Origin of the sequence: Brevundimonas sp. SL130 (assembly GCF_026625805.1) — a bacterium.
Lineage (GTDB): Bacteria > Pseudomonadota > Alphaproteobacteria > Caulobacterales > Caulobacteraceae > Brevundimonas.
In genome coordinates, this window is sequence record NZ_CP113064.1 from 41,549 (window position 1) to 62,938 (window position 21,390).

At 68.3% G+C, this 21,390-nt stretch carries 17 protein-coding genes; 7 read left to right on the forward strand and 10 right to left on the reverse strand.

Annotation, left to right across the window (positions count from 1 at the left end):
* Positions 1-189: 189 nt before the first annotated feature.
* The 4 genes from yihA to rpmH are packed head-to-tail and all read right to left on the reverse strand — an operon-like array spanning position 190 to position 3,203.
* The gene (gene yihA, locus OU998_RS00200) at positions 190-843 is read right to left on the reverse strand and encodes a ribosome biogenesis GTP-binding protein YihA/YsxC (RefSeq protein ID WP_267514841.1); all 654 of its coding nucleotides are present in this window, start codon (positions 841-843) and stop codon (positions 190-192) included.
* On the reverse strand, positions 840-2,639 hold the full coding sequence (yidC, locus tag OU998_RS00205; protein WP_267514842.1) for a membrane protein insertase YidC: 1,800 nt from the start codon (positions 2,637-2,639) through the stop codon (positions 840-842). Before yidC ends, yihA begins: the two co-directional genes overlap by 4 nt.
* A complete protein-coding gene (gene rnpA / locus OU998_RS00210; RefSeq protein ID WP_267514843.1) occupies positions 2,636-3,040 on the reverse strand; it encodes a ribonuclease P protein component in 405 nt (134 codons plus the stop codon). Before rnpA ends, yidC begins: the two co-directional genes overlap by 4 nt.
* Positions 3,041-3,068: 28 nt before the next feature.
* Complete coding sequence (rpmH, locus tag OU998_RS00215) at positions 3,069-3,203, reverse strand: 50S ribosomal protein L34 (protein ID WP_003164000.1); 135 nt, start codon at positions 3,201-3,203, stop codon at positions 3,069-3,071.
* A gap of 126 nt (positions 3,204-3,329) precedes the next feature.
* Between rpmH and OU998_RS00220 the strand changes: the two genes are divergently transcribed.
* Both OU998_RS00220 and OU998_RS00225 read left to right on the forward strand, forming a co-directional pair.
* A complete protein-coding gene (locus OU998_RS00220; protein ID WP_267514844.1) occupies positions 3,330-4,079 on the forward strand; it encodes a TVP38/TMEM64 family protein in 750 nt (249 codons plus the stop codon).
* Positions 4,076-5,548, forward strand: coding sequence for a sensor histidine kinase (locus OU998_RS00225; protein WP_267514845.1), 1,473 nt, complete (start codon positions 4,076-4,078; stop codon positions 5,546-5,548). Before OU998_RS00220 ends, OU998_RS00225 begins: the two co-directional genes overlap by 4 nt.
* 3 nt (positions 5,549-5,551) lie before the next feature.
* On the opposite strand, the gene OU998_RS00230 is transcribed toward OU998_RS00225, so the two are convergent.
* The 3 genes from OU998_RS00230 to OU998_RS00240 form a co-directional block, all read right to left on the reverse strand.
* Positions 5,552-5,815, reverse strand: coding sequence for a hypothetical protein (locus tag OU998_RS00230; protein ID WP_267514846.1), 264 nt, complete (start codon positions 5,813-5,815; stop codon positions 5,552-5,554).
* A gap of 124 nt (positions 5,816-5,939) precedes the next feature.
* On the reverse strand, positions 5,940-6,989 hold the full coding sequence (locus OU998_RS00235; RefSeq protein ID WP_267514847.1) for a ribonucleotide-diphosphate reductase subunit beta: 1,050 nt from the start codon (positions 6,987-6,989) through the stop codon (positions 5,940-5,942).
* A gap of 244 nt (positions 6,990-7,233) precedes the next feature.
* On the reverse strand, positions 7,234-7,815 hold the full coding sequence (locus tag OU998_RS00240; RefSeq protein WP_267514848.1) for a hypothetical protein: 582 nt from the start codon (positions 7,813-7,815) through the stop codon (positions 7,234-7,236).
* A gap of 1,848 nt (positions 7,816-9,663) precedes the next feature.
* Here OU998_RS00240 and OU998_RS00245 point away from each other — a divergent pair.
* A complete protein-coding gene (locus OU998_RS00245; RefSeq protein WP_267514849.1) occupies positions 9,664-12,039 on the forward strand; it encodes a TonB-dependent receptor plug domain-containing protein in 2,376 nt (791 codons plus the stop codon).
* Positions 12,040-12,075: 36 nt separating this feature from the next.
* Here the strand turns inward: OU998_RS00245 and OU998_RS00250 are convergent, their stop codons facing one another.
* Positions 12,076-14,196 (reverse strand): response regulator, encoded by a 2,121-nt coding sequence (locus OU998_RS00250; protein ID WP_267514850.1) that lies wholly within the window; start codon positions 14,194-14,196, stop codon positions 12,076-12,078.
* A gap of 176 nt (positions 14,197-14,372) precedes the next feature.
* Here OU998_RS00250 and OU998_RS00255 point away from each other — a divergent pair, with 176 nt between their 5' ends.
* From OU998_RS00255 to OU998_RS00270, 4 genes are all read left to right on the forward strand, one after another.
* Positions 14,373-14,801, forward strand: a complete 429-nt coding sequence (locus OU998_RS00255; RefSeq protein WP_267514851.1) for a translation initiation factor IF-2 — start codon at positions 14,373-14,375, stop codon at positions 14,799-14,801.
* A 74-nt stretch (positions 14,802-14,875) separates the two neighbouring features.
* On the forward strand, positions 14,876-15,457 hold the full coding sequence (locus tag OU998_RS00260) for a hypothetical protein (RefSeq protein ID WP_267514852.1): 582 nt from the start codon (positions 14,876-14,878) through the stop codon (positions 15,455-15,457).
* A gap of 616 nt (positions 15,458-16,073) precedes the next feature.
* Positions 16,074-16,724, forward strand: a complete 651-nt coding sequence (locus OU998_RS00265) for a LysE family translocator (RefSeq protein WP_267514853.1) — start codon at positions 16,074-16,076, stop codon at positions 16,722-16,724.
* A gap of 99 nt (positions 16,725-16,823) precedes the next feature.
* Complete coding sequence (locus OU998_RS00270) at positions 16,824-17,390, forward strand: CC0125/CC1285 family lipoprotein (protein ID WP_267514854.1); 567 nt, start codon at positions 16,824-16,826, stop codon at positions 17,388-17,390.
* Between the two features lie 123 nt (positions 17,391-17,513).
* Here OU998_RS00270 and infB read toward each other — a convergent pair whose 3' ends face one another.
* Both infB and OU998_RS00280 read right to left on the reverse strand, forming a co-directional pair.
* Positions 17,514-20,603, reverse strand: coding sequence for a translation initiation factor IF-2 (gene infB, locus OU998_RS00275; protein ID WP_267514855.1), 3,090 nt, complete (start codon positions 20,601-20,603; stop codon positions 17,514-17,516).
* A gap of 105 nt (positions 20,604-20,708) precedes the next feature.
* Entirely contained in the window at positions 20,709-21,383 is a 675-nt protein-coding gene (locus tag OU998_RS00280) for an RNA-binding protein (RefSeq protein WP_267514856.1), read from the reverse strand.
* Between the last annotated feature and the right edge of the window lie 7 nt (positions 21,384-21,390).

Genomic DNA, 21,390 nt, shown 5'->3' on the forward strand with positions numbered 1-21,390 from the left:
GACCTGGGACCCAACGGTTTCCCGCCCGCACACAGTCTGACACACCTGCAACACACAGGGACCCAGCGGCGCGCGTGAGCGCGAACCTGTCGCTGAAACCACCTTCAAGGATCATTAGGCGGAAACATCGCCTGCGGCGCCGCTGGGTCCCCCGGTCTCGCTACGCTCGCCGGAGGATGACGAAAGATATCAATCAATCGTCGCGCCGGTCGTGCGCATGATCTCGGCGCGCAGTTCGGGCAGGCCCAGCCCCTTCTCGGACGAGGTCAGGGCCACCACCGGGAAGGCGGCGGGGCGTTTGGAGATGGCCTTAAGCGTCGCTTCCTGCACCGCCTCGCCTTCGCCCTTCTTCAGCTTGTCGGCCTTGGTCAGGACGATCTGATAGCTGACGGCGGCGAGGTCCAGCGCGTCCAGCGCCTCCTTGTCCACGCTCTTCAGCCCATGACGGCTGTCGATCAGCAGATAGACCCGTTTCAGCGTCACCCGGCCGCGCAGATAGTCGCGGCCCAGGTCCTGGAACTTCTTGACCGTGGTCTTGGACGCCTTGGCCCAGCCGTAGCCCGGCAGGTCGACCAGACGCATCCGGCCGTCCAGGTCGAAGAAATTGACCTCGCGCGTCCGACCCGGCTCGTTCGAGGCGCGGGCCAGCTTGTGCATGCCGACCAGGCCGTTGATCAGGCTGGACTTGCCGACGTTCGACCGGCCGGCGAAGGCGATCTCGGGCAGGTCGGGATCGGGCAATTGCTCGATCTTGGCGGCGCCCATGATGAAGGTCGCCGGCCGCGCGAACAGAATCCGCGCAGCCTCGATGTCCTCAGGGGTGAACTCGGTTTCGTCGATCACGCGGCCTTCGTCTTCCGGATGCGCGCGATGAAGTCGTCGATCGGGTTCTCCGCCTTGTAGCGGTGCATGATGTAGTACTGCTGGAGGATGGTCAGGATGTTCGACCAGGCCCAGTAGACCAGCAGGCCCGCCGCGAACGGGGCCATGATGAAGGTGAAGACCAGCGGCATGAACTGGAAGATCTGGCGCTGGACCGGATCGGCCGCCGGCGGGTTCATCGCCGTCTGCAGCCACATGGTCAGACCATAGGCCACCGCCAGCAGGCCGATGCCCAGAGGTCCGACCAGCAGGGCGCCCAGCAGGGGCAGGGTCGCCGGATCCCAGGGGATCAGGCCGAACAGGTTCCACACCACCGACGGGTCGCGCGCCGACAGGTCGTTGATGAAGCCCAGGAAGGGCTGGTGGCGCATTTCGATGGTGACGGTCAGCACCTTGTACAGGGCGTAGAAGACCGGGATCTGGAGCAGAAGCGGAAGACAGCCGGCGACCGGATTGATCTTCTCCTTCTGGTACAGGGCCATCGTCTCCTGCTGCTGCTTCTGCGGGTCGTCTTTGAACTTCTTCTTGATCTCCTCCATCTTGGGCTGGAGGTTCCGCATCTTGGACATGCTGGCGTAGGCGTTGTTGGCCAGCGGGAACATGATCAGCTTGACGATGACGGTCAGGGCCAGAATGGCGACGCCGAAGCTGCCGACCAGGCCGTAGACGTTCTCCAGGATCCAGAAGATCGGGCGCGTCAGGAACCAGAACATGCCCCAGTCGATCGCATAGACGAAGCGCGGCAGACCCAGATTCTCCTCATAGGTCTTCAGCACCTCGGCCCGCTTGACCCCGGCGAACAGGCGCTGGGTCTCGGTCGCGGTCGCGCCCGGCTGGATGGTGCGGCTCGCGCCCAGGATATTGGCTTCCAGCTGCTGGCCGCCGTTGACGTCGCGGACGCGGAATTCGGTTTCGACCGCCTCGTTCTGCTGGGGCAGCAGGGCCGCCAGCCAGTATTTGTCGGTGATGCCCAGCCAGCCGCCGGTCGAGGCGTTCTCGATCCGGGGCTCCTTCAGCCAGTCCTTGTACTTCTTCTGCTCGGTCCGGTACTCGCCCGGCTTGCCGAAGGTGCCGATGGCCCCCTCGTGGACGATGTGGGACGATCCGGCCAGCGGCGGCACGCCCTGGCGCTGGACGCTGCCATAGGGGGCGATGGTGATGGCCTGGGTTCCCAGGTTCTGGACCGTGTCCTTGACCGAGAAGACATAGCGGTCATCGACCGACACGACGCGGGTGAAGCGCAGGCCCTGGCCATTGTCCCAGGTCAGGGTGATCGGGCTGGTCGGGGTCAGGGTCGAACCGGCGGTCAGGCGCCAGACGGTGTTCGGTCCCGGCACGCCGCCGACCACATTGGGGCCGGTCCAGCCGAACTGGGCGAAATAGGCGTTCTCCATGCCCTGCGGCCGGAACAGTTCGACCGGCTCGGGCTTGTCCTGTGTTTCCTTGTAGTCGGTCAGGAACAGGTCATCGATCCGGCCGCCCTGAAGCGACAGGGACCCCTTCAGGGTGCCCGACTGGATCGGCACGCGCGCGGCGGTGCTCAGCGCCTGGCTGCGATCGGTGACGAAGGTCAGCCCCTGCGGGCTCAAGGCCGTGCGGGCGGCGTTCTCGGCCGTCTGCGACTGTTCGGCCTGGGCCTGCTGCTGGACGGCGCGGCGCTCGGCCTGCGGACGCAGCACGGTGAACCAGTAAATTCCCAGGATCAGGGCCGAGCACACGATGAAGATGATCGTGTTGCGCGAGTTCTCGTTTTTCATGGATTCGGGCGGTCCTGGCCGGATGGGGCGCGGGCGGGCGAAGGCCGGTCGGCCTTCGGTGTCGCCAGCCTTGTAAGCGTCGATTTCACGTCGTCAAGCAGACGGTCCCACGCACGCTCGGTCGTGCCCATTCGGGCGATGAAGACATAGTCGCTGCCGGGCACGCCGTGGACGGACAACATGGCCCGCGCAGCCTCGCGCAGACGGCGTTTGGCCCGATTGCGCACCACGGCGCCGCCGATCTTGCGAGTGGCGGTGAAGCCCAGGCCGATGTGCGGCGATCCGTCGCCGCGCTCCAGCCTCTGGATCACCACGCCGCCGCGCGCCTCGGAAACGCCTTTGGCGGCCGCCAGGAACTGGGGCCGCCGCAACAGACGTTTGATCTGTAAAGGGTCGCTCATGCGTCCAAGGTCCGGACGCGCAAGCCGCTTACGCCGTCAGGCGCTTGCGGCCCTTGGCGCGACGGCGTGCCACAATCTTCTGGCCGTTCTTGGTGGCCATCCGGCTGCGGAAACCGTGACGGCGCTTGCGCACGAGTCGCGACGGCTGATAGGTCCGCTTCACGGTCGGCTCCTGACGTTAAATGGTTGGGCGGCGGAACAAGAGGCGTCCGTCGCAGGAAGGGCGGGCGTATAAGTCGCATGTCCGCGTGAGTCAACGCTCGGACGGCATTTCGGGAATGAAGAGCGTATGGCGAAACGAACGGCGAAGGAATGGGGCCTGCGACTGCTGCCGCTGGCGGTCATCGCCGGCCTGGTGGTCGTTTTCTTCGCCCTGGGCTGGAACCGCTATCTGTCGATGGATCTGATCCGCGAGCACGGGCTGAACCTTCAGGCCTACGCCCAGGCCCACTGGTGGACCGCCCTGGTCGCCTTCATCGCCGTCTACGCCCTGGCCACCGCCTCCACCATTCCCGGCCCCGTCTTTCTGACGCTGCTGGGCGGGATGATGTTCGGCCCCTATGTCGGCGCCCTGGCCCAGGCCAGCGGGGCCACCATCGGCTCAGTCGTCATCTATTCTGTCTATCGCACCTCGATCGGGACCTGGCTGCGGGCCAAGTTCGAGGCCGACGCCGGCTTCATGGACCGGGTGGCCAAGGGGATCGACCGCAACGCCTTCACCACCCTGTTCACCCTGCGTGTCATCCCCAGCGTGCCCTTCGTCCTGGTCAACGCTACGGCGGGGATGATGGCGGTGCCGCTGCGGCCCTATGTGATCGCCACCTTTATCGGCCTGCTGCCCTCCACCTTCATCTACACCTGGATCGGATCGCAGCTGGGCGACCTGCTGCGGGCCGGAGTGCGGCCGGACCTGCCGATGCTGCTGCGCCAGTTCTTCTGGCCGCTGATGGGGGTGGTCTTCCTGTCCCTGCTGCTGCCCATCGGCATCAAACTGGTCCAGATGGTCCGCGCCCGACGCGCGGAGGCCGCCCCGGCATGAGCCCCCTGTTCGACAAGGCGGCGGCGGCGCTGAAACTGTCGCCCGAGGCGGTGGAGACCTGGCGCGAGCGTTTGCGGCCCCGCGCGCCCGACGGCCTGTCGGCGCGGCTGCTGCTGCTGACCGTGGCCTTCACCCTGGCGGTCGAGGCCCTGATCATGGGGCCGAACCTGGCCGCCTTCCACGAGCGCTGGCTGCGCGACCGGCTGCAAGCGGCCGAACTGGCCTCGGTCGGGGTCGAGGCCCTGCCCTATAGCGCGGTCGAGGACGATACGGCGGCTGAGCTGATGCGGATCGGCGGGGTCCAGGCCGTGGCCCTGACGGAACAGGGGGTGCGCCGGCTGCTGTTGCAGGCGCCCAATCTGCCCCGCGCGCCCGAGCTGATCGACCTGCGCCAGCAGAACAGCTGGGCGCGACTGACCGACCCCTGGCGCACCCTGTTCGGCCACCCGGACCGGTCGCTGCGGGTCCAGGCCAAGCCGCGCTATCGCTCGGGCGACTTCATCGAGATCGTCACCCCGGCCCAGCCGCTGAAGCTCGAACTGAAGGCCTTCCTGTTGAATAGCCTTCTGGTGTCCCTGGTGGTGTCCCTGACGGCGGGCGCCCTGCTGTACGGCGGTCTGGCCCTGCTGGTGCTACAGCCCCTGCGGCGCGTCACCCGGTCGATGGAGCGGTTCGCCGCCGATCCCGAGAGCGAGGCCGAGGCGCCGTCCGACCGGCATGACGAAATCGGCCGGGTCGAACGCGAACTGTCGCGGATGCAGGAGGAGGTCCGTCAATCCTTGCGCTCGCGCGCCCGGCTGGTCGCCCTGGGCGAGGCGGTGGCCAAGATCAACCACGACCTGCGCAACATGCTGACCTCGGCCCAGATGGCCTCCGAGCGGCTGGCGACCTCGGCCGACCCGCAGGTGGCCAAGGCCCTGCCGCGGCTGGAACGGGCGCTGAGCCGGGCCGCAAGCCTGTCGCGCAATGTGCTGGAGTATGGCCGCAGCGAGGAGCCGGCGCCCCAGAAGACCCGCGTGGTCCTGACCAAGGCCCTGACCCTGGCGGCCGAGGATGCGGGGCTGGAGCCGGAGGGGGTGCGGCTGGTCAAGCAACTGCCGGCCCGGTTCGCGGTCGAGGCCGATCCGGATCAGCTGTATCGCATCCTGGTCAATCTGATGAGGAACGCGCGGCAAGCCATCGAGGCGGACGCCGGGCGTCCGGCCGAACGGCGCGGCAAGGGGGCGATCACGGTCAGCGCCTTTGGGGAAGACCGGCTGTGCGTCATCCGCATCGCCGACGACGGGCCGGGCATTCCGCCGCGCCTGGCCGAGCGGCTGTTCGAACCCTTCGTCAGTTCCAAGAGCTCGGACGGGTCGGGCCTGGGCCTGACCATATCGCGCGAGCTGGCGGCCCTGCACGGCGGCGAGCTGAGACTGGTCCCCAGCGAAGGCGGCGGGGCTGTGTTCGAGCTGCGGCTGCCGGCCTGATCCCTATTCCAGCCCGTCGTCGGAGACGACGAAGGGCTGGTTGGCGGCCTTGGCCCGGGCGGCCAGTTCGTCCTGGACCAGATGCCAGCGGCGCAGCCGTTCATAGTTGATGGCGTGTTCGGGCGAGGCGTCCAGCCAGTGGCGGAAGTCCTCGATCTGCAGCTTGGCGTTGGGGGCTGCGGGATCGGGCAGGGGCGGGACGTTGGGCAGTTGACGCGCCACTTCGGCGGGGATGGGGAAGTCTCCGGACGAGGTGCTCAGGATCATGGGGCGGCTCGGTGGCGGGGTTGGCGTCAGAGAGGACCTGGACCATGGCCCGAAGCTGGGTCGGGCGCCACCTTTTCGTCACGAAGGACTCAGGCGACGCTCGCACCCCGCCCGGCCGACGGGATCACCCCGCGACCAGGCTCATGTCGCGGCGGGCCATCATGCGGTCGAACTCGGTCCAGACGCCGTTGGCGCCGTGCCAGTCGCCCTGGGTGGCGGCCTTGGAATATTCGGTGGCGCGGGCTTCGAAGAAGTTGGCGTGTTCGACGCCCGACAGCAGGGATTGCAGCCAGGGCAGCGGGTTTTCCGTCACCCCGAACACCTCGGGCAGCTTCAGCTGACGCAGGCGCCAGTCGGCGATGAAGCGGATATATTGTTTGATGTCGTCGGGGGTCATGCCGTCGACCGCGCCGGTTTCGAAGGCCAGGTCGATGAACTTGTCCTCCATCTTCACCACCGTCTTGCAGCAGTCGACGATGTCGTCGGCCACGCTCTTGGTGACGGCCCCCGTCTCCTGGTTGAAGGCGTGGTAGAGTTTGATGATGCCCTCGCAGTGCAGGCTTTCGTCGCGCACCGACCAGGACACGATCTGGCCCATGCCCTTCATCTTGTTCATGCGCGGGAAGTTCATCAGCATGGCGAAGGAGGCGAACAGCTGAACCCCCTCCGAGAAGCCGCCGAACATGGCCAGGGTCCGGCAGATGTCGGCGTCTGAATCCACGCCGAACTGGCCCATATAGTCGTGCTTGTCCCGCATGGCCTCATATTCCATGAAGGCGCCGAACTCGCTCTCGGGCATGCCGATGGTCTCGAGCAGCAGGGCGTAGGCCGCGATATGGATGGTCTCCATATTGCCGAAGGCGGCCAGCATCATCTTGACCTCGGTCGGTTTGAACACCCGACCGTAGCGTTCCATATAGTTGTCCTGAACCTCGATGTCCGCCTGGGTGAAGAAGCGGAAGATCTGGGTCAGCAGGCTGCGTTCATTGTCGTTCAGGGTCGAGGCCCAGTCCTTGACGTCCTCGCCCAGCGGCACCTCTTCCGGCATCCAGTGGACCTGCTGCTGCTTCTTCCACATGTCGAACGCCCACGGATAGCGGAACGGCTTGTAGGCGGCGGACGGGGTCAGAAGACCGGCGCGGTCGGGGCGGATGATCGGGGTGATGGCGTTCATCGAACTGGACCTGAAAACTGGGATTCCGGAGAGGGGTTCACCATGCGACTCCGCACGCCCGGCGCCAAGTCGGAAATCATCTATGTGGTGATCAAAATTGTCCTACCCGCTACATCTTGTGGTTTGGATTGAGGAAACTGGGGACGGGCCTGGGGATGGTCCGCCGACCGTTCCTGCCGGCGCATGCAGCGGCGTGTCGTAAAAACAGGGTGACAAACCGCCAAACCGCCAAATCCATGCAGTCTCATGGCGCATCCTCCTGAGGCCCTGAGACGCCGGACGCCCGTTCGGCCGTCGCGGCCACCAGGGCGTCGACCGCCTCCACCGCCTTGGTGGCTTCCAGGAAGGCGGCGAGGATATGGTCGGTGTCGCGGAACGGCCCGGCCTCCTGCTCCAGGGTCCGGCCGGTGCGCTGGCTGAGCACGACCAGCCGCATCCAGCTCGCCGCCTCGGCCGGTCGCCGCATGGCCGCCGCCTCGCAGGCCTGTTTGAAGGCGTAGCGGCGCAGCTCGGCGGGCTGGGGGTCCACCAGCAGGGTGAAGAGGTCCTTCTCATGCGCCAGCCGGGCCTTTTCCAGCTCCGTGTCGCCCGGCGGAAGCGAGAAGTCCGGCACGACGCCGCGGCGGACCAGGCGTTCGCGCGCCGGACCGCGCCCCGGATCGCGTCTCTGGTCCTGACGTCGCCATCCCCCGGCGGCGGCATGGCGTTGCACGGAGCGCTCCGACACCCCGTAGCGTTCGGCCACGACGGCGGCAGCGTCGCCCGACTGAAAGTCGCGGCGGACGAGGCGCCAGAGATCGGATTGGGTCTTGGGTTCATCGGTCATGGGCGTGAGTGTAAGCCCGGTTCAGAACGCGGATATTTAGAGGGCGGTTTTTGGGGTTAAGGCACTGAAATTTATGCCACCGGACCGGTAGCCATAAAATCATGCCCGACATTTAGGAGGGATCGGACGAGTTTCACCGTCTATGGCGCCGCCGGGTCCGGATCGGCGCCGGTCGAGGCGGGGTGATCGAAGATCGCGCTCACCTCCCCGTCGGCGAAGGCCGACGGGGAGGACAGGCGGGAGCGTCAGCGAACGCCAGGTGGGGGCAAGGCGGTGTTTGACGCTGGCGTGGTCGTCACGACTGTCGGAGTCGCCCCCTCCTGGTCGCTTCGCGACCTATCCTCCCCACGCGCCTTCGCGCGCGGGGAGGTGACGCCAGCACACATTCACCTCCCCGTCGGCGAAGGCCGGCGGGGAGGACAGGCGGGAGCGTCAGCGAACGCCAGGAGGGGGCGAGGCGGTGTCAGACGCTGGCGTGGTCGTCACGACTGTCGGAGTCGCCCCCTCCTGGTCGCTAGCGCGACCTGTCCTCCCCGCGCGCCTTCGCGCGCAGGGAGGTGACGCCAGCACACACTCACCTCCCCGTCGGCGAAGGCCGGCGGGGAGGACAGGCGGGAGCGTCAGCGAACGCCAGGTGGGGGCGAGGGGGTGTTTGACGCTGGCGTGGTCGCCTTCACCGTCGGAGTCGCCCCCGCCTGGTCGCTTCGCGACCTGTCCTCCCCGCGCGCCTTCGCGCGCAGGGAGGTGACGCCAGCACACATTCACCTCCCCGTCGGCGAAGGCCGACGGGGAGGACAGGCGGGAGCGTCAGCGAACGCCAGGTGGGGGCAAGGCGGTGTTTGACGCTGGCGTGGTCGTCACGACTGTCGGAGTCGCCCCCTCCTGGTCGCTAGCGCGACCTGTCCTCCCCGCGCGCCTTCGCGCGCGGGGAGGTGATGCCGGCACACATTCACCTCCCCGTCGGCGAAGGCCGACGGGGAGGACAGGCGGGAGCGTCAGCGAGCGCCAGGTGGGGGCGAGGCGGTGTTTGACGCTGGCGTGGTCGTCACGACTGTCGGAGTCGCAACCAGACCCTCTCCCGCTTGCGGGAGAGGTGGCCCGGCGTCCGCGCAGCGGACCAGGGTCGGAGAGGGGAGTCCTGTTTGAACAAGAAGACTTCCCCCATCGTCAGCCGTCTCGCTTCGCTCGACGAGCTGACACTTCCCCCGCAAGCGGGGGAAGGTCTGTTGAGAGGCGACGCCGGCCCATAGCGTTCGTCATCGGGCCTGTAGATTTTCTACGGCCTACCCCCAGCAAACATGGCCCCTCCCGCGCATTGACCCGCCGCATCTTCGCCCTGATATGGCCATGACCGCGAGGCGCTCCCCGGACCGCGCGGTCGGAGACGGCCATGTTCAAAATCTTGACATATCCCAGCCCTTATCGGGCCGGCGGACGATGTAGCGGCTGAGACCGCACGCCAGACCCGTTGCGGCTATCGCAGGGGTCGGATCGTCGAAAACGCCGGTTCCGCTCGGTTCGACGGCGCAGAGATCAGGCCTGTGCTTGAAGATTTTCTGCGCGCCGCACCAGGCCGATCTGTTGCCGTTCTGCATTGATCGGCCCGATCCTCGCCCCGATGCCGCCTTTATCGCAATGCGTCATTCCCTGGCTGCGCAGCCTGAACCGACGGTGTCCCTAGTCCGGACGCAAGCTGACCCCTCTCCGGGCCAGTGGACGGTGTTGCGACCGAGGCCGCACGCCAGACCCCGTCAGATTCAGTCGCTTTCGCCGGCCGTGGACGGTTCACCGCGCCGGCGCCGCCTCCCTCAAAAAAAATCGCCAAAAACAATGATCAGGAATCTCTCAATGCACTCCCCCCTGCGGACGACCTCCCCCGTCTTGCTCGTCACCGTCTCCGCCTTCGCCCTGCTGAGCGCCGCCCCCGCCTTCGCCCAGGAGAAGGCGGCCTCCGATGAGGCCGCCAACGTGGACGAGATCGTCGTCACCGGCACCCGCGTGGCCAATCGCTCGCGTCTCGACACCCTGGCGCCGGTCGATGTGGTCACGGCCCAGAGCCTGCAAAACCGGGGCACGACCGAGTTCGCCACGGCCCTGGCCCAGTCGGTGCCGTCGCTGACCTTCCCGCGCCCCTCGGCCAATGACGGCAGCGACTCGATCCGGCCGGCGACCCTGCGCGGCCTGTCGCCGGATCAGACCCTGGTCCTGGTCAACGGCACGCGCCGCCATGCCTCGGCCCTGGTCAATGTCAACGGCACGGTCGGACGCGGCTCGGCCGCCGTGGACCTGAACGCCATTCCGACCAGCGCCCTGGACCGGGTCGAGGTGCTGCGTGACGGGGCCTCGGCCCAGTACGGCTCGGACGCCATCGCCGGGGTGGTGAACCTGCGGCTGAAGGAGGCCTCGAGCGGCGGCGGCGCCAGCGTCACCTATGGCCAGTATCTGACCACGGTGAAGACCGCGCGCGGCGAGCGTGACGAACAGGACGGGGCCACCACCACCGCCTCGGCCTGGCAGGGGTTCGCCCTGGGCGAGGACGGCTTTTTGACCCTGTCGGCGGAATATATGAACCGCGAATCGACCAACCGCTCCGACTATGACCCCCGCACCGCCGCCAATGGCGCCATCACCGCCCGGTACGGCGACCCGGACGTCGAGCAGTGGACCGTCTTCGCCAACGCCGGCAAGGGACTGGGCAAGGGATGGGAGGCCTATGGCTGGGCCGGCTATCAGGACCGCGAAAGCTCCAGCGCCGCCTTCCCGCGCCTGTCGGACAATGTGAACAATGTCACGGCCATCTATCCGAACGGCTTCCTGCCCAAGATCGCCGTCCATTCGAAGGACGCCTCCCTGGCCGGCGGCCTGCGCGGGGTCATCGCCGGATGGGACGCGGACTTCAGCCTGGTCTATGGCCGCAACGCCCTGGATTTCCGCACCGAGGACACGCTGAACTCGACCTATGGCGCCGACTCCCTGACCAGTTTCGATTCCGGCAGCCTGATCTATGACCAGCTGGTGCTGGGCGCAGACTTCAACCGTCAGTTCGAAGCCGGTCTGGAAGGCGGGCCGCTGAACCTGGCCTGGGGCCTGGAGCAGCGCTGGGAGAATTATAAGATCGAGGCGGGCCAGGCCGAGAGCTACAACCGCGGGCCGCTCGGCTCCAACACCGCCCTGACCAGCGGCGCCCAGGGCTTCCCCGGCTTCCAGCCGTCGAACGAGGTGGACGTCGATCGCGATAATTTCGCCGCCTATGCCGATATCGAACTGCCGATCACCGAGAAGCTGACGGTCGCCGGGGCCGTGCGGTTCGAGAACTATTCCGACTTCGGCGACACCCAGACGGGCAAGCTGTCGGCCCGCTACGACTTCACGTCCCACTTCGCCCTGCGCGGCTCGGTCTCGACCGGCTTCCGCGCCCCGTCGCTGCAACAGTCCTATTTCACCTCGACCTCGTCGGTGATTCAGGACGGAGCGGTGGTGGAGACCGGCACCTTCCCCTCCACCAGCGTCGTGGGGACGGCCCTGGGCGGCAAGCCGCTGAAGCCCGAGACCTCGACCAACTATTCGCTGGGCGCCGTGGTGCGTCTGGGCGCCTTCGACCTGACGGTGGACGCCTACAAGATCGATATCGAGGACCAGATCGTCCTGTCGGAGCTGCTTCGCGACTCCGCCCTGCTGACCCCGCTGGGGGTTCAGGCGGCGCGCTTCTTCCTGAACGGGGTCTCGACCTCGACGGAGGGTGTGGACGTGGTCGGCCGCTATCGCCTGCCGACCGAGCGCGTCGGCGACTTCGACTTCACCGTGGCCGCCAACTTCAACGACGTCTCGCTGGACACCGACCTGTCGACCACCCTGTTCGGCCGCTCGCGCATCCTGACCATCGAAGAGGGGACGCCGGACACGAAGGTCTCGGCCGGCGCCGACTGGCGACTGCAGAAGTGGGCCGCCACCCTGCGGGCCACCTATTACGGCGACGTGCTGCAGCCGGGCTCGGTCGCGGCCAACGACTATCACACGGGTGAGAAGACGGTGGTCGATCTGGAGGGCCGGTATCAGCTGACCGACCGGGTCGGGCTGGCGGTCGGGGCGGACAATCTGTTCGACGAATATCCCGAGGCGACGCCGGCCTCGCTGAACTCGAACGGGGTGGTGGGCTATTCCTACAGCTCGCCGTTCGGCTTCAACGGGCGGTTCGTCTATGCGCGGGTCAACCTGACCTGGTAGGCGGCCTCAGGCGGGCCCCTATTAAGCGGCCACCAATTAAGCGGCCTGGACGTTGTCGATCCTGTTTTCGGCGGCGTCCATGGCCTGGTCCATGGCCGCATAGAGCCGGGCCTGGGTGATGGGCTTGGCGACATGGGCGTCCATCCCGGCGCTCAGGCAGCGGGCCACGTCCTCGGGCATGGCCTCGGCGGTGACGGCCAGGATGGCGATCTCGGCCGCCGGCCCGTCCAGGGCGCGGATGGCGCGGGTGGCGGCGACGCCGTCCATCACCGGCATGCGCACATCCATCAGCACCAGGTCGAAGGCGCCGGCCTGAACGGCCTCGACCGCCTCGCGGCCGTCGCTGGCCTCGGCGGTCTCGCAGTCGGCGGCCTCCAGCATGATCCGCATCAGGTCGCGGTTGGACGGATGGTCGTCGACGATCAGCACCCGCATCCGCCGGTCCTGCACCGCAAGAGCCTCGGCCGTCGCGGGGACTTCGACGGCGGGGGCCGGGATTTCGACGGTGAAGGTCGTGCCCATCGCCGGCGTGCTCTCGACCCAGACAGAGCCGCCCATCCGGTCGATATGGGTCTTGGCCAGGGCCAGGCCCACGCCGGCGCCTTCATGCGCGCGGCGGGTGGTGGCGTCGGCCTGTTCGAACAGGCTGAAGATCCCGGCCAGGACGTCTTTGGTCATACCGCAGCCGGTGTCGTGGATCTCGAAGCGCAGCCGGTCGTCGCGCCGCTCCACCTGGATGCGCACCCCGCCCCGACCGGTGAATTTGACGGCGTTGCTCCCCAGATGGTGCAGGATCTGACGCAGGCGCCGGCCGTCGGTCAGGGCCGCGCCCTCGGCGCCGGGCACATAGTCGATGACGAAATTCAGGCCGCGCACGGTCGCCCATTCGCGCGCCGGGCCCATGGCCTCCTCGACCAGGGCCGGGATGTCGACGGGCTTTGACGCCAGCTCGCCGCCGCCGCTGGACACCTCCAGCAGGTCTTCGATCAGCCGCAGCATCGCCTCGCCGCACTGGCGCACAGCCTCGACCTGGCGGCGGCCCTCGAGGTCCAGCTCGGGATGGCGCGACAGCAGGTCGGCATAGCCGGTGATCCCGGTCAGGGGGGTGCGCATCTCGTGACTCATCATGGCCAGGAAGCGGGACTTGGCGGCGTCGGCCTTCTCGGCGCGCTGAAGGGCGGCGAGCGCCGTCTCGGTCCGGTCGTGCAGACGGGCGAACAGGCGTCGGCGCTCGCTCGACAGGGTGGTGATGGGCAGGACCGTCGCCACCAGGGCCAGCAGGAAGACGTGAAGCACGTTCATCTGGCGCATGATCGCAGGAATGGACGCCAGGGCGGGATCCTGGGTCAGCCGGGTCAGGCCGATGGGGCCGATCCCGTTGAGGGTCGCGCCCGCGGCGACCAGCGTGACGATCAGAAGGGCGGCGGCGGTCCAGGGCGGCGACAGCCGGAAGGCGAGCAGGATCAAGGGCGGGAAGATGAGAAACATGATGGGCGCGACGCTCTGGCCGAAGACGCCGAGGGCGGTGACGCCGACCAGGCCGATCAGGGCCACGACCTCCAGCGGCGAGGCCTGGGCGTCATTGCGGAACCGATGGGTGCGCGCCACCAGCAGCAGGGCCGGGGTGACGATCATCATCGCCAGCAGCTCCATGTCGAACAGGTGGTGCAGACGGAAGTTGATGAGCTCAAGCGGCAGCCGGCGCGTGGCGATGACGACCACCCCGGCCAGAACCGTGGTCAGGGCCACGGCCGGGATGACGGCGCCGATGGCGAAACGGAACAGCCGCTTGGGCCGCCGCATGTCCAGGGCCGCGCCGCACAGGCGCCGGGCCAGCAGGGTCGCGACCACCACCTGCAACAGGTTCAGGGCGACATTGAGCACGGCGAAGACCGTCGGATCGCCCCGGACGATATTATTGGCCAGGTTGAGCAGGACGCCGCCGATCAGAACGCCCCGGGCCTTGTCGCGGGGCAGTTGCAGCACAGCCGCCAACAGGACGGCGTTGGCGGGCCAGACGACGGTGACGTTCAGGGCCGCCACGCTCCACTGACCCAGGGCCAGGGCGGCGATGAACAGCAGGACATAGAGCCAGGGCGGAGGCCCCGCCTCGCGACCGGCGTCGTGCCGGAAGAATCTCCAGCGCCCCCGTCTCAAGGTCTTTCCGCTCCCGTCCATGGGCTTCAATTGGCGGAGATTGCTTAAGAATCCCGTTCTCCCAGAACTAGGTAGAATTCCGCATGAGCGGTTCGCCTTGCTCAGCCCGGCCGATGCCCCCTACGATGAGACCACGGATTTGGCGGCGACCGGCCGCGCTTTTGGAGTGTCCGCCCATGCGTGTTCTGTCTTGCGTCGCCGCCGCCCTGATCCTGGTCGCAGCCCCCAGTTTCGCCGCCGCCCAGACCGCGCCCGCCGCCCCGGCGACGCCGACGCCGGCCCCCGATGAGGCCGCCTTCGAGGCGCACGCCGAGGCCTTCGGCAAGACCATTCAGACGATGACGACCGAGATGCAGGCCGCTGCGGCCCAGACGGACAAGGCCAAGGCCAAGACCGACCTCGACGCCCTTCAGGCCCGCTATCAGCCCCAGGCCGACGCCTTCGCCGCCGATGTTCTGGCCTTCGCGAGCACCCAGGGGGCGCCGGCGGATCAACTCGCGGCGGCGGAGACGCAGATCAAGGCGATCCCCGCCATGCTCCGCGCCCAGGCCGAGGCCGAGGCCGCTGCGCCGGCGCCGGCGCCGGCGCCCGCCACGCCGCAATAGTCTTACCGCGATTTCACTTGAGGCCGGGCGGCCTTGGGCGGAGTTTGAGCGGGTCGTCAACGGGGAAGCCACCCATGATCCGCGCTCTCAGCCTGACCGCCGCCCTGGCGCTCCTGCCCCTGTCCTCCGCCCTGGCGCAGGACGGCAAAACCTCGCCCGCCGCCGCCAACCCCGAGTCCGCCGAGGCCCGGCTGGACTCCGCCGCCGACGCCTTCGAGAAGCGGATGGAGGCCTTCGGCAAACGCGCCGAGGCCATTTCCGAAGACGCGAGCCTGAGCGAGAGCGAGCGCGGCCAGCGGATCGCCGCCCTATGGTCCGACTATGCCCCCGACGTCGCCGCCTTCACCGCCGAGGCCACGCAACACGCCTCTGAACTGGCCGCCGAGGCCCTGAAGGACATCGACGTCAACGCCCTGGTCGAACAGGCCCTGAACGATCCCGAGGTTCAGCAGGCGATGGAGGAAGGGCTTCAGAAAGGCATAGCCGCCGGAACCGGCATCGCCCGCAACAGCGCCTGGACCAATCCCGACCCGGAGCAGATGGAGACCTATGGCCTGATCGCCCAGTACGCCCTGGATCAGGCGAGCGACTCCCTCGAGGACGAGGCGGTCGAAGCGCCCGAAGCCCCGGAACCGCCCGAGGCGCCGGCGCCCTGACACTGCTTCCTGGGAGTCACCTCTCCGCGCGCGAAGGCGCGGGGGGAGGACAGGTCGCGCTTGCGACCAGGAGGGGGCGACTCCGACGGTGGGGGTGACCGACCCAGCTTCAAACACCGAGTCGCCCCCACCTGGCGTTCGCTGACGCTCCCGCCTGTCCTCCCCGTTCGCCTTCGCGAACGGGGCGGTGAGTGAGGCGGCGGCGTCACCTCTCCGCGCGCGAAGGCGCGGGGGGAGGACAGGTCGCGCTTGCGACCAGGCGGGGGCGACTCTGACGGCGGTGATGACCGGACCAGCGTCAAACATCGAGTCGCCCCCTCCTGGCGCTCGCTGACGCTCTCGCCTGTCCTCCCCGTCGGCCTTCGCCGACGGGGAGGTGAGTGAGGCGGCGGCGTCACCTCTCCGCGCGCGAAGGCGCGGGGGGAGGACAGGTCGCGCTTGCGACCAGGCGGGGGCGACTCCGACGATGGGGATGACCGACCCAGCTTCAAACACCGAGTCGCCCCCTCCTGGCGTTCGCTGACGCTCCCGCCTGTCCTCCCCGCCGGCCTTCGCCGACGGGGCGGTGAGAGACCTCTTCTTGACCGCGCCCGCGATCACAGCGACAGGACGCCGCATGACCGCCCTTCCCGTCGATCCGCACCTCTATTCGACCTTCCTGGGCGTGATGGTGGTGATGGCCATCACGCCGGGGCCCGCCAATCTGTTCGCGGTCGCGACCGGGGTGGAAAAGGGCCGGGCCTCGGCCCTGGTCGGGGTGGTGGGCATGAACTGCGCCACCCTGGTCTGGTTCGCCGCCGCCGCCCTGGGCCTGGGCGCCCTGGTCAAGGCCTTTCCCGACGCCTTTCACCTGATCGCCATAGGGGGCGCCCTCTATGTGGCCTGGCTGGGGATCAAGGCCCTGCGCGGCGCCTGGCGCGACGCCGCCCCGACCGACCCCCAGCAGCCCGACCACGCCGTCGCGGTGCGAAAGGGCCGCAGCGCCTTCGTTGACGGTTTCGCGGTCCAGATCGCCAATCCCAAGGCCATCCTCTTCTTCACCGCCGTCCTGCCGCCGTTTCTGGACATCCAACGGCCCGTCGCGCCGCAGCTGGCCCTGTTCGCCCTGGCCGTGATCGGCATGGATATGATGTCGATGAGCGCCTACGCCCTGTCCGGCGCCGCCCTGTCGCAGCGCATGCAACAGCCCCGGTTCCGGCGCGGCTTCGGCCTGTTCGTCGGGATCCTTTTGCTGACGGCGGCCGTACTGATTGTATTAAGGCTCTAGACGCGGTCCGGCTTCGTCCTAGATTGAGAGGGAACATGGCCCGTTCATGCGCCGTTCAGCCGCCAGCGCGCCCGAATGGGCGATCAAGGAGTTGATTTCATGAAAGCCCTTCCCAGAAACAGGTCGGCGCTCAGGGCTCTGGCCCTGACGACGGTCGCGGCCCTGGCCCTGGCCGCCTGCGCCACCGCCACCCCCTATCAGCCCGCCGGCCTGAACGGCCAGCGCGGCGGCTATGCCGAACAGCGGGTCGAGTCCAACCGCTTCCGCGTCAGCTTCGCCGGCAATTCGGTGACCTCGCGCGAACAGGTCGAGATGGGCCTGCTGCTGCGCTCGGCCGAACTGACGGTCGAGAGCGGCTATGACTGGTTCGCCACCGTCAACCGCGCGACCGACCGCGACACCCGCTACGTCAGGACGCCAGATCCCTACTACAACAGCTTCTACGGCCCCTACTGGGGTCCGTCCTGGCGCTATTACCGCGGCGGTTTCTGGAGCCCGTGGGACCGTTGGGGCGACGATTTCGACACCCGCCAGATCGACCGCTACGAAGCCAATGCCGAGATCATCATGGGCCGCGGCCCCAAGCCCGCCGACGACGCCAACGCCTTCGACGCCCGCGAAGTCGTCCAGAACCTGGCCTCGCGCGTCACCCGACCGGCGCCCTGAGGCTTCTGCGCAGGCGTAAAAAAGGGAAAGGCCCGGAACTGCGGTTCCGGGCCTTTTTCGTTTCGGCGAAAGCTTCGGCCTCCGCCGGACCCGCATGGCGAGACCGGCGGAAACAACCCGGACCTAGTCCAGGGTGCGCTTGATCTCTTCGACCGTGAAGCACTCGATGTAGTCGCCTTCCTTGATGTCCTGGAAGCCCTGGAACTGCATGCCGCATTCCTGGCCGGCCGTGACTTCGTTGACCTCGTCCTTGAAGCGTTTGAGCGTATTGAGCGTGCCCAGTTCGAGCACGACCACGTCGTCGCGGACGATACGGACGCGGGCGCCCTTGCGGACCACGCCTTCCGACACCCGGCAACCGGCGATCTTGCCGATCTTGGAGATGTCGAACACTTGCAGGACGGCGGCGTTGCCCAGGAAGGTTTCCCGTTGCAGCGGCGCCAGCATGCCGGACAGCACGCCCTTAATATCGTCCAGCAGGTCGTAGATGATCGAATAGTAGCGGATCTCGACGCCCTCGCGGTCGGCCAGATCGCGCGCCTGTTTCGACGCACGGACGTTGAAGCCGAGGATGGGCGCACCCGCGCTCTTGGCCAGGTTGACGTCGCTCTCGGTGATGCCGCCGGCGCCGGAATAGACCGTGCGGGCGCGCACCTCGTCGGTGCTCATCTTGTCCAGCGAACCCATGATGGCTTCGGCGGAGCCCTGGACGTCGGCCTTGATGATGACCGGCAGTTCCGAGGCCTTCTTGGAGCCCAGCTTGGCCATCATGTCGACCAGCGAGACCGAGCCGCCCGAAACCTGGGCCTTTTCGCGCTTCACCCGCTGGCGGTATTCGGTCAGCTCGCGGGCGCGGGCTTCGGATTCCACCACGGCGAAGACGTCGCCCGGAGACGGAGCCTCGTCCAGACCCAGGATCTCGACCGGGACGGACGGACCGGCTTCGGTCAGCTGCTCATTGCGTTCGTTCAGCAGGGCGCGAACCTTGCCCCACGATCCGCCGGCCACGACGATGTCGCCGCGCTTCAGCGTGCCGCGCTTGACCAGGACGGTGCCGACGGGGCCGCGGCCCTTGTCCAGCTTGGCCTCGATGACCACGCCCTCGGCCGAGCGATCGGCGTTGGCGCGCAGGTCCATGACCTCGGCCTGGACCAGGATGGCTTCCAGCAGGCCGTCGAGGTTCATCCGCTCCTTGGCCGAGACCTCGATGATCTGGGTCTCGCCGCCCAGGCTTTCGGCGATGACTTCGTATTGCAGCAACTCGTTGACGACCTTGAGCGACGTCGCCCCCGGCTTGTCCATCTTGTTGACCGCGACGATCAGCGGGGCGCCGGCCGCCTTGGCGTGCTGGATGGCCTCGATGGTCTGGGGCATGACGCCGTCGTCGGCGGCCACGACCAGCACCACGATGTCGGTCACATTGGCGCCGCGCGCCCGCATGGCCGAGAAGGCGGCGTGGCCCGGGGTGTCCAGGAAGGTGACCTTCTGGTCGTCTTCCAGCCGCACCTGATAGGCGCCGATATGCTGGGTGATGCCGCCGGCTTCGCCGCCTGCGACGTCGGTGGTGCGCAGGGCGTCCAGCAGCGAGGTCTTGCCGTGGTCGACGTGGCCCATGATGGCCACGACGGGGGCGCGCATATCCGCCGCCTCGGCGTCGTCGGCGTCGCCGATGAAGCCGAATTCGATGTCGGACTCGGACACCCGCTTGACGGCCATGCCGAACTCTTCGGCCACCAGTTCGGCGGTGTCGGAATCGATCACGTCGTTGATCTTCATCATCAGGCCCTGTTTCATCAGGAACTTGATGATGTCGACGCCGCGCACGGCCATCCGGTTGGACAGCTCCTGCACGGTGATGACGTCAGGAATGACCACTTCGCGCGGACGGTTGGGCGCATCGGTCGAGCCGCCCTTGCGCTTTTCCTTCTCGCGTTCGCGGGCGCGGCGGACCGAGGCCAGCGAGCGCATGCGCTCGGCGGCGTCGCCGTCGCCGACCACGGACTGGATGGTCATCCGGCCTTCGCGGCGCTTGGGCTCGCCGCGCGTGCGGCTGACCGCCTTGCCGGCGTCGGAGAAACGCTTCTCGCGATCGTCGTCGCGGCCGACCGGACGGCCGAAGCCGGCGCCGGGCGCACGGGCCGGGCGCAGAACATTGGCCTCGGCCGGGGGTGCGTTCGGGGTCGGACGACCGCCGGGGCCGGTACGCGGACCGCCGGGACGGGCGGCGCCGGGGGCCGGACGCGGGTTCAGGGCCGAATAGCGGACCGGCTCGGCCGGCTTGGCGCCTTGCGGACGGCCGGCGCCGCCGGGGCCCGGACGGGCGCCCTGGGGCCGATCACCCTGGGGACGGTCGGCTTGCGGACGATCGGTCTGCGGACGATCCGTATAGGACCGCTCGCCGCCGCCCATCGCCTGTTCGCGGGCCGAACGGCCGCCGAAGGCGGGACGCTCGGGCGCCGCGCGCTGGGGATTGCCGGGCTTGGGCACGCGCTGGCCGAAGTTGACGACCGGACGGGCCGGAGCCGCCGGACGGGCCGGAGCGGCGGGCGCAGGGGTCGGCGCCGGAGCAGCGGCGACCGGAGCGGCCGGAGCGACCGGAGCCGGAGCCGGCGTCGGCGCAGCGGCGACAGGCGCGGCCGGCTTGGGCGCCGGCTTGGCCGGGGCGGCGGGCGCGGCGGCGGTCAGCTTGGCGGCTTCGGCGCGCGCAGCCTCGGCGGCGGCCTGAGCGGCGGCGGCCTGAGCCGCAGCGGCCTGGGCGGCGCGTTCGGTGGCGGCGGCCTGTTCGCGCGCAGCGGCTTCGGCGGCGGCCTTGGCGGCGGCGGCGGCGTCAGCCTTGGCGGCGTTGGCCTGGGTGGCCATGGCGATGGCGCGGCGACGCGCTTCCTGCTCTTCGGCCGACAGGGCGCCGCCGGCCGGTTGCGACGACCGCTGGCCCTGGGGCCTGTTCTGCGAGGCGGCCTGTTGCGGGCGCGCGACGTCGAAGCCCTGCGGGCGTTGCGGCCCGCCGGCGCCCGGTCGGCGCTTGGTCTCGACCACCACCGTCTTGGACCGCCCGTGGCTGAAGCTCTGTTTGACGGTGCCGGTCGGCACCGATCCCACAACGCGCGGCTTCAGGCTCAGCGGAGCGCGCGGCCCCGTCTGGGACGGCGCGCCGCCCGGAGTGCCCTGGCCCGAACCCTGGCCTTGGTTGGTCTTGTCGTTTTCGTCGCTCATACGGTCGCTTTAATAGGGCGGAAAATCCCGCCGTCGTCTCAATGCACATGAACGACCGTGAGCCCGTCTCCGCCCTTGGAGACAGGCCCTCGGCCGCCAAAATCCTCAGCTCGCCCCACCTTCATCAAGGTCAGTCGGGGTTGCTCCCGCCGGTCCGTCCCCGTCCCTGGGAAGATCCCAGTGAGAGGGGCGAAGCGGCCGAAATCCAGCCAATCGTTCGACCTCCATGGTCCAACGCTCGGCCCGTCCGCCCGCAAGCAGGACGGCGTGTATCGCATTTTCCAGCCCAAGGGCCAAACTCAAATCGTCCACAGTGAACGCGCCGCAGATTTTCGCGGTCTGATGGCGCGCCAGGGCGAGAATTTTGCCACGCCCGTCGGCCGAGCCGTCGGCGGCCTCGACCACCCAGGCGACCTTGCCGGCGCGCAGATTGGCGGCGGATTTCTCGAAGCCAGAGATAAGCACGCCTTCGCGCCGGGCAAGACCCAGCTGGTCGAGACAGCGCCGGAACAGCAGCCGTTCGACGACATCGGCCAAGTCGGCCGGGGCGATCAGCTTGGTCTTGGCCGAGCGGGTGAAGCCGTTCTTCTTGACCGCCGTCTCGATCGAGGCGCGGCTGGCTTCGACCCACAGGCCGCGGCCGGGCAGTTTCCTGCCCAGGTCGGGAACCACCTGGCCATCGGGCCCGGCGACGAAACGGATCAGGCGAGATTCGTCCATGACCTCGTGAGAGACGAGGTCCCGGCGTTCCCGATCAATCGTTGCGTCGCGCAAGCTCATATGTGGC

Bases quoted from the DNA above. Each gene is read 5' to 3' on its own strand.
- yidC (WP_267514842.1), bottom strand. From the start codon at position 2,639: ATGAAAAACGAGAACTCGCGCAACACGATCATCTTCATCGTGTGCTCG.
- rnpA (WP_267514843.1), bottom strand. From the start codon at position 3,040: ATGAGCGACCCTTTACAGATCAAACGTCTGTTGCGGCGGCCCCAGTTC.
- OU998_RS00220 (WP_267514844.1), top strand. From the start codon at position 3,330: ATGGCGAAACGAACGGCGAAGGAATGGGGCCTGCGACTGCTGCCGCTG.
- OU998_RS00225 (WP_267514845.1), top strand. From the start codon at position 4,076: ATGAGCCCCCTGTTCGACAAGGCGGCGGCGGCGCTGAAACTGTCGCCC.
- OU998_RS00230 (WP_267514846.1), bottom strand. From the start codon at position 5,815: ATGATCCTGAGCACCTCGTCCGGAGACTTCCCCATCCCCGCCGAAGTG.
- OU998_RS00235 (WP_267514847.1), bottom strand. From the start codon at position 6,989: ATGAACGCCATCACCCCGATCATCCGCCCCGACCGCGCCGGTCTTCTG.
- OU998_RS00240 (WP_267514848.1), bottom strand. From the start codon at position 7,815: ATGACCGATGAACCCAAGACCCAATCCGATCTCTGGCGCCTCGTCCGC.
- OU998_RS00245 (WP_267514849.1), top strand. From the start codon at position 9,664: ATGCACTCCCCCCTGCGGACGACCTCCCCCGTCTTGCTCGTCACCGTC.
- OU998_RS00255 (WP_267514851.1), top strand. From the start codon at position 14,373: ATGCGTGTTCTGTCTTGCGTCGCCGCCGCCCTGATCCTGGTCGCAGCC.
- OU998_RS00260 (WP_267514852.1), top strand. From the start codon at position 14,876: ATGATCCGCGCTCTCAGCCTGACCGCCGCCCTGGCGCTCCTGCCCCTG.
- OU998_RS00265 (WP_267514853.1), top strand. From the start codon at position 16,074: ATGACCGCCCTTCCCGTCGATCCGCACCTCTATTCGACCTTCCTGGGC.
- OU998_RS00270 (WP_267514854.1), top strand. From the start codon at position 16,824: ATGAAAGCCCTTCCCAGAAACAGGTCGGCGCTCAGGGCTCTGGCCCTG.
- infB (WP_267514855.1), bottom strand. From the start codon at position 20,603: ATGAGCGACGAAAACGACAAGACCAACCAAGGCCAGGGTTCGGGCCAG.
- OU998_RS00280 (WP_267514856.1), bottom strand. From the start codon at position 21,383: ATGAGCTTGCGCGACGCAACGATTGATCGGGAACGCCGGGACCTCGTC.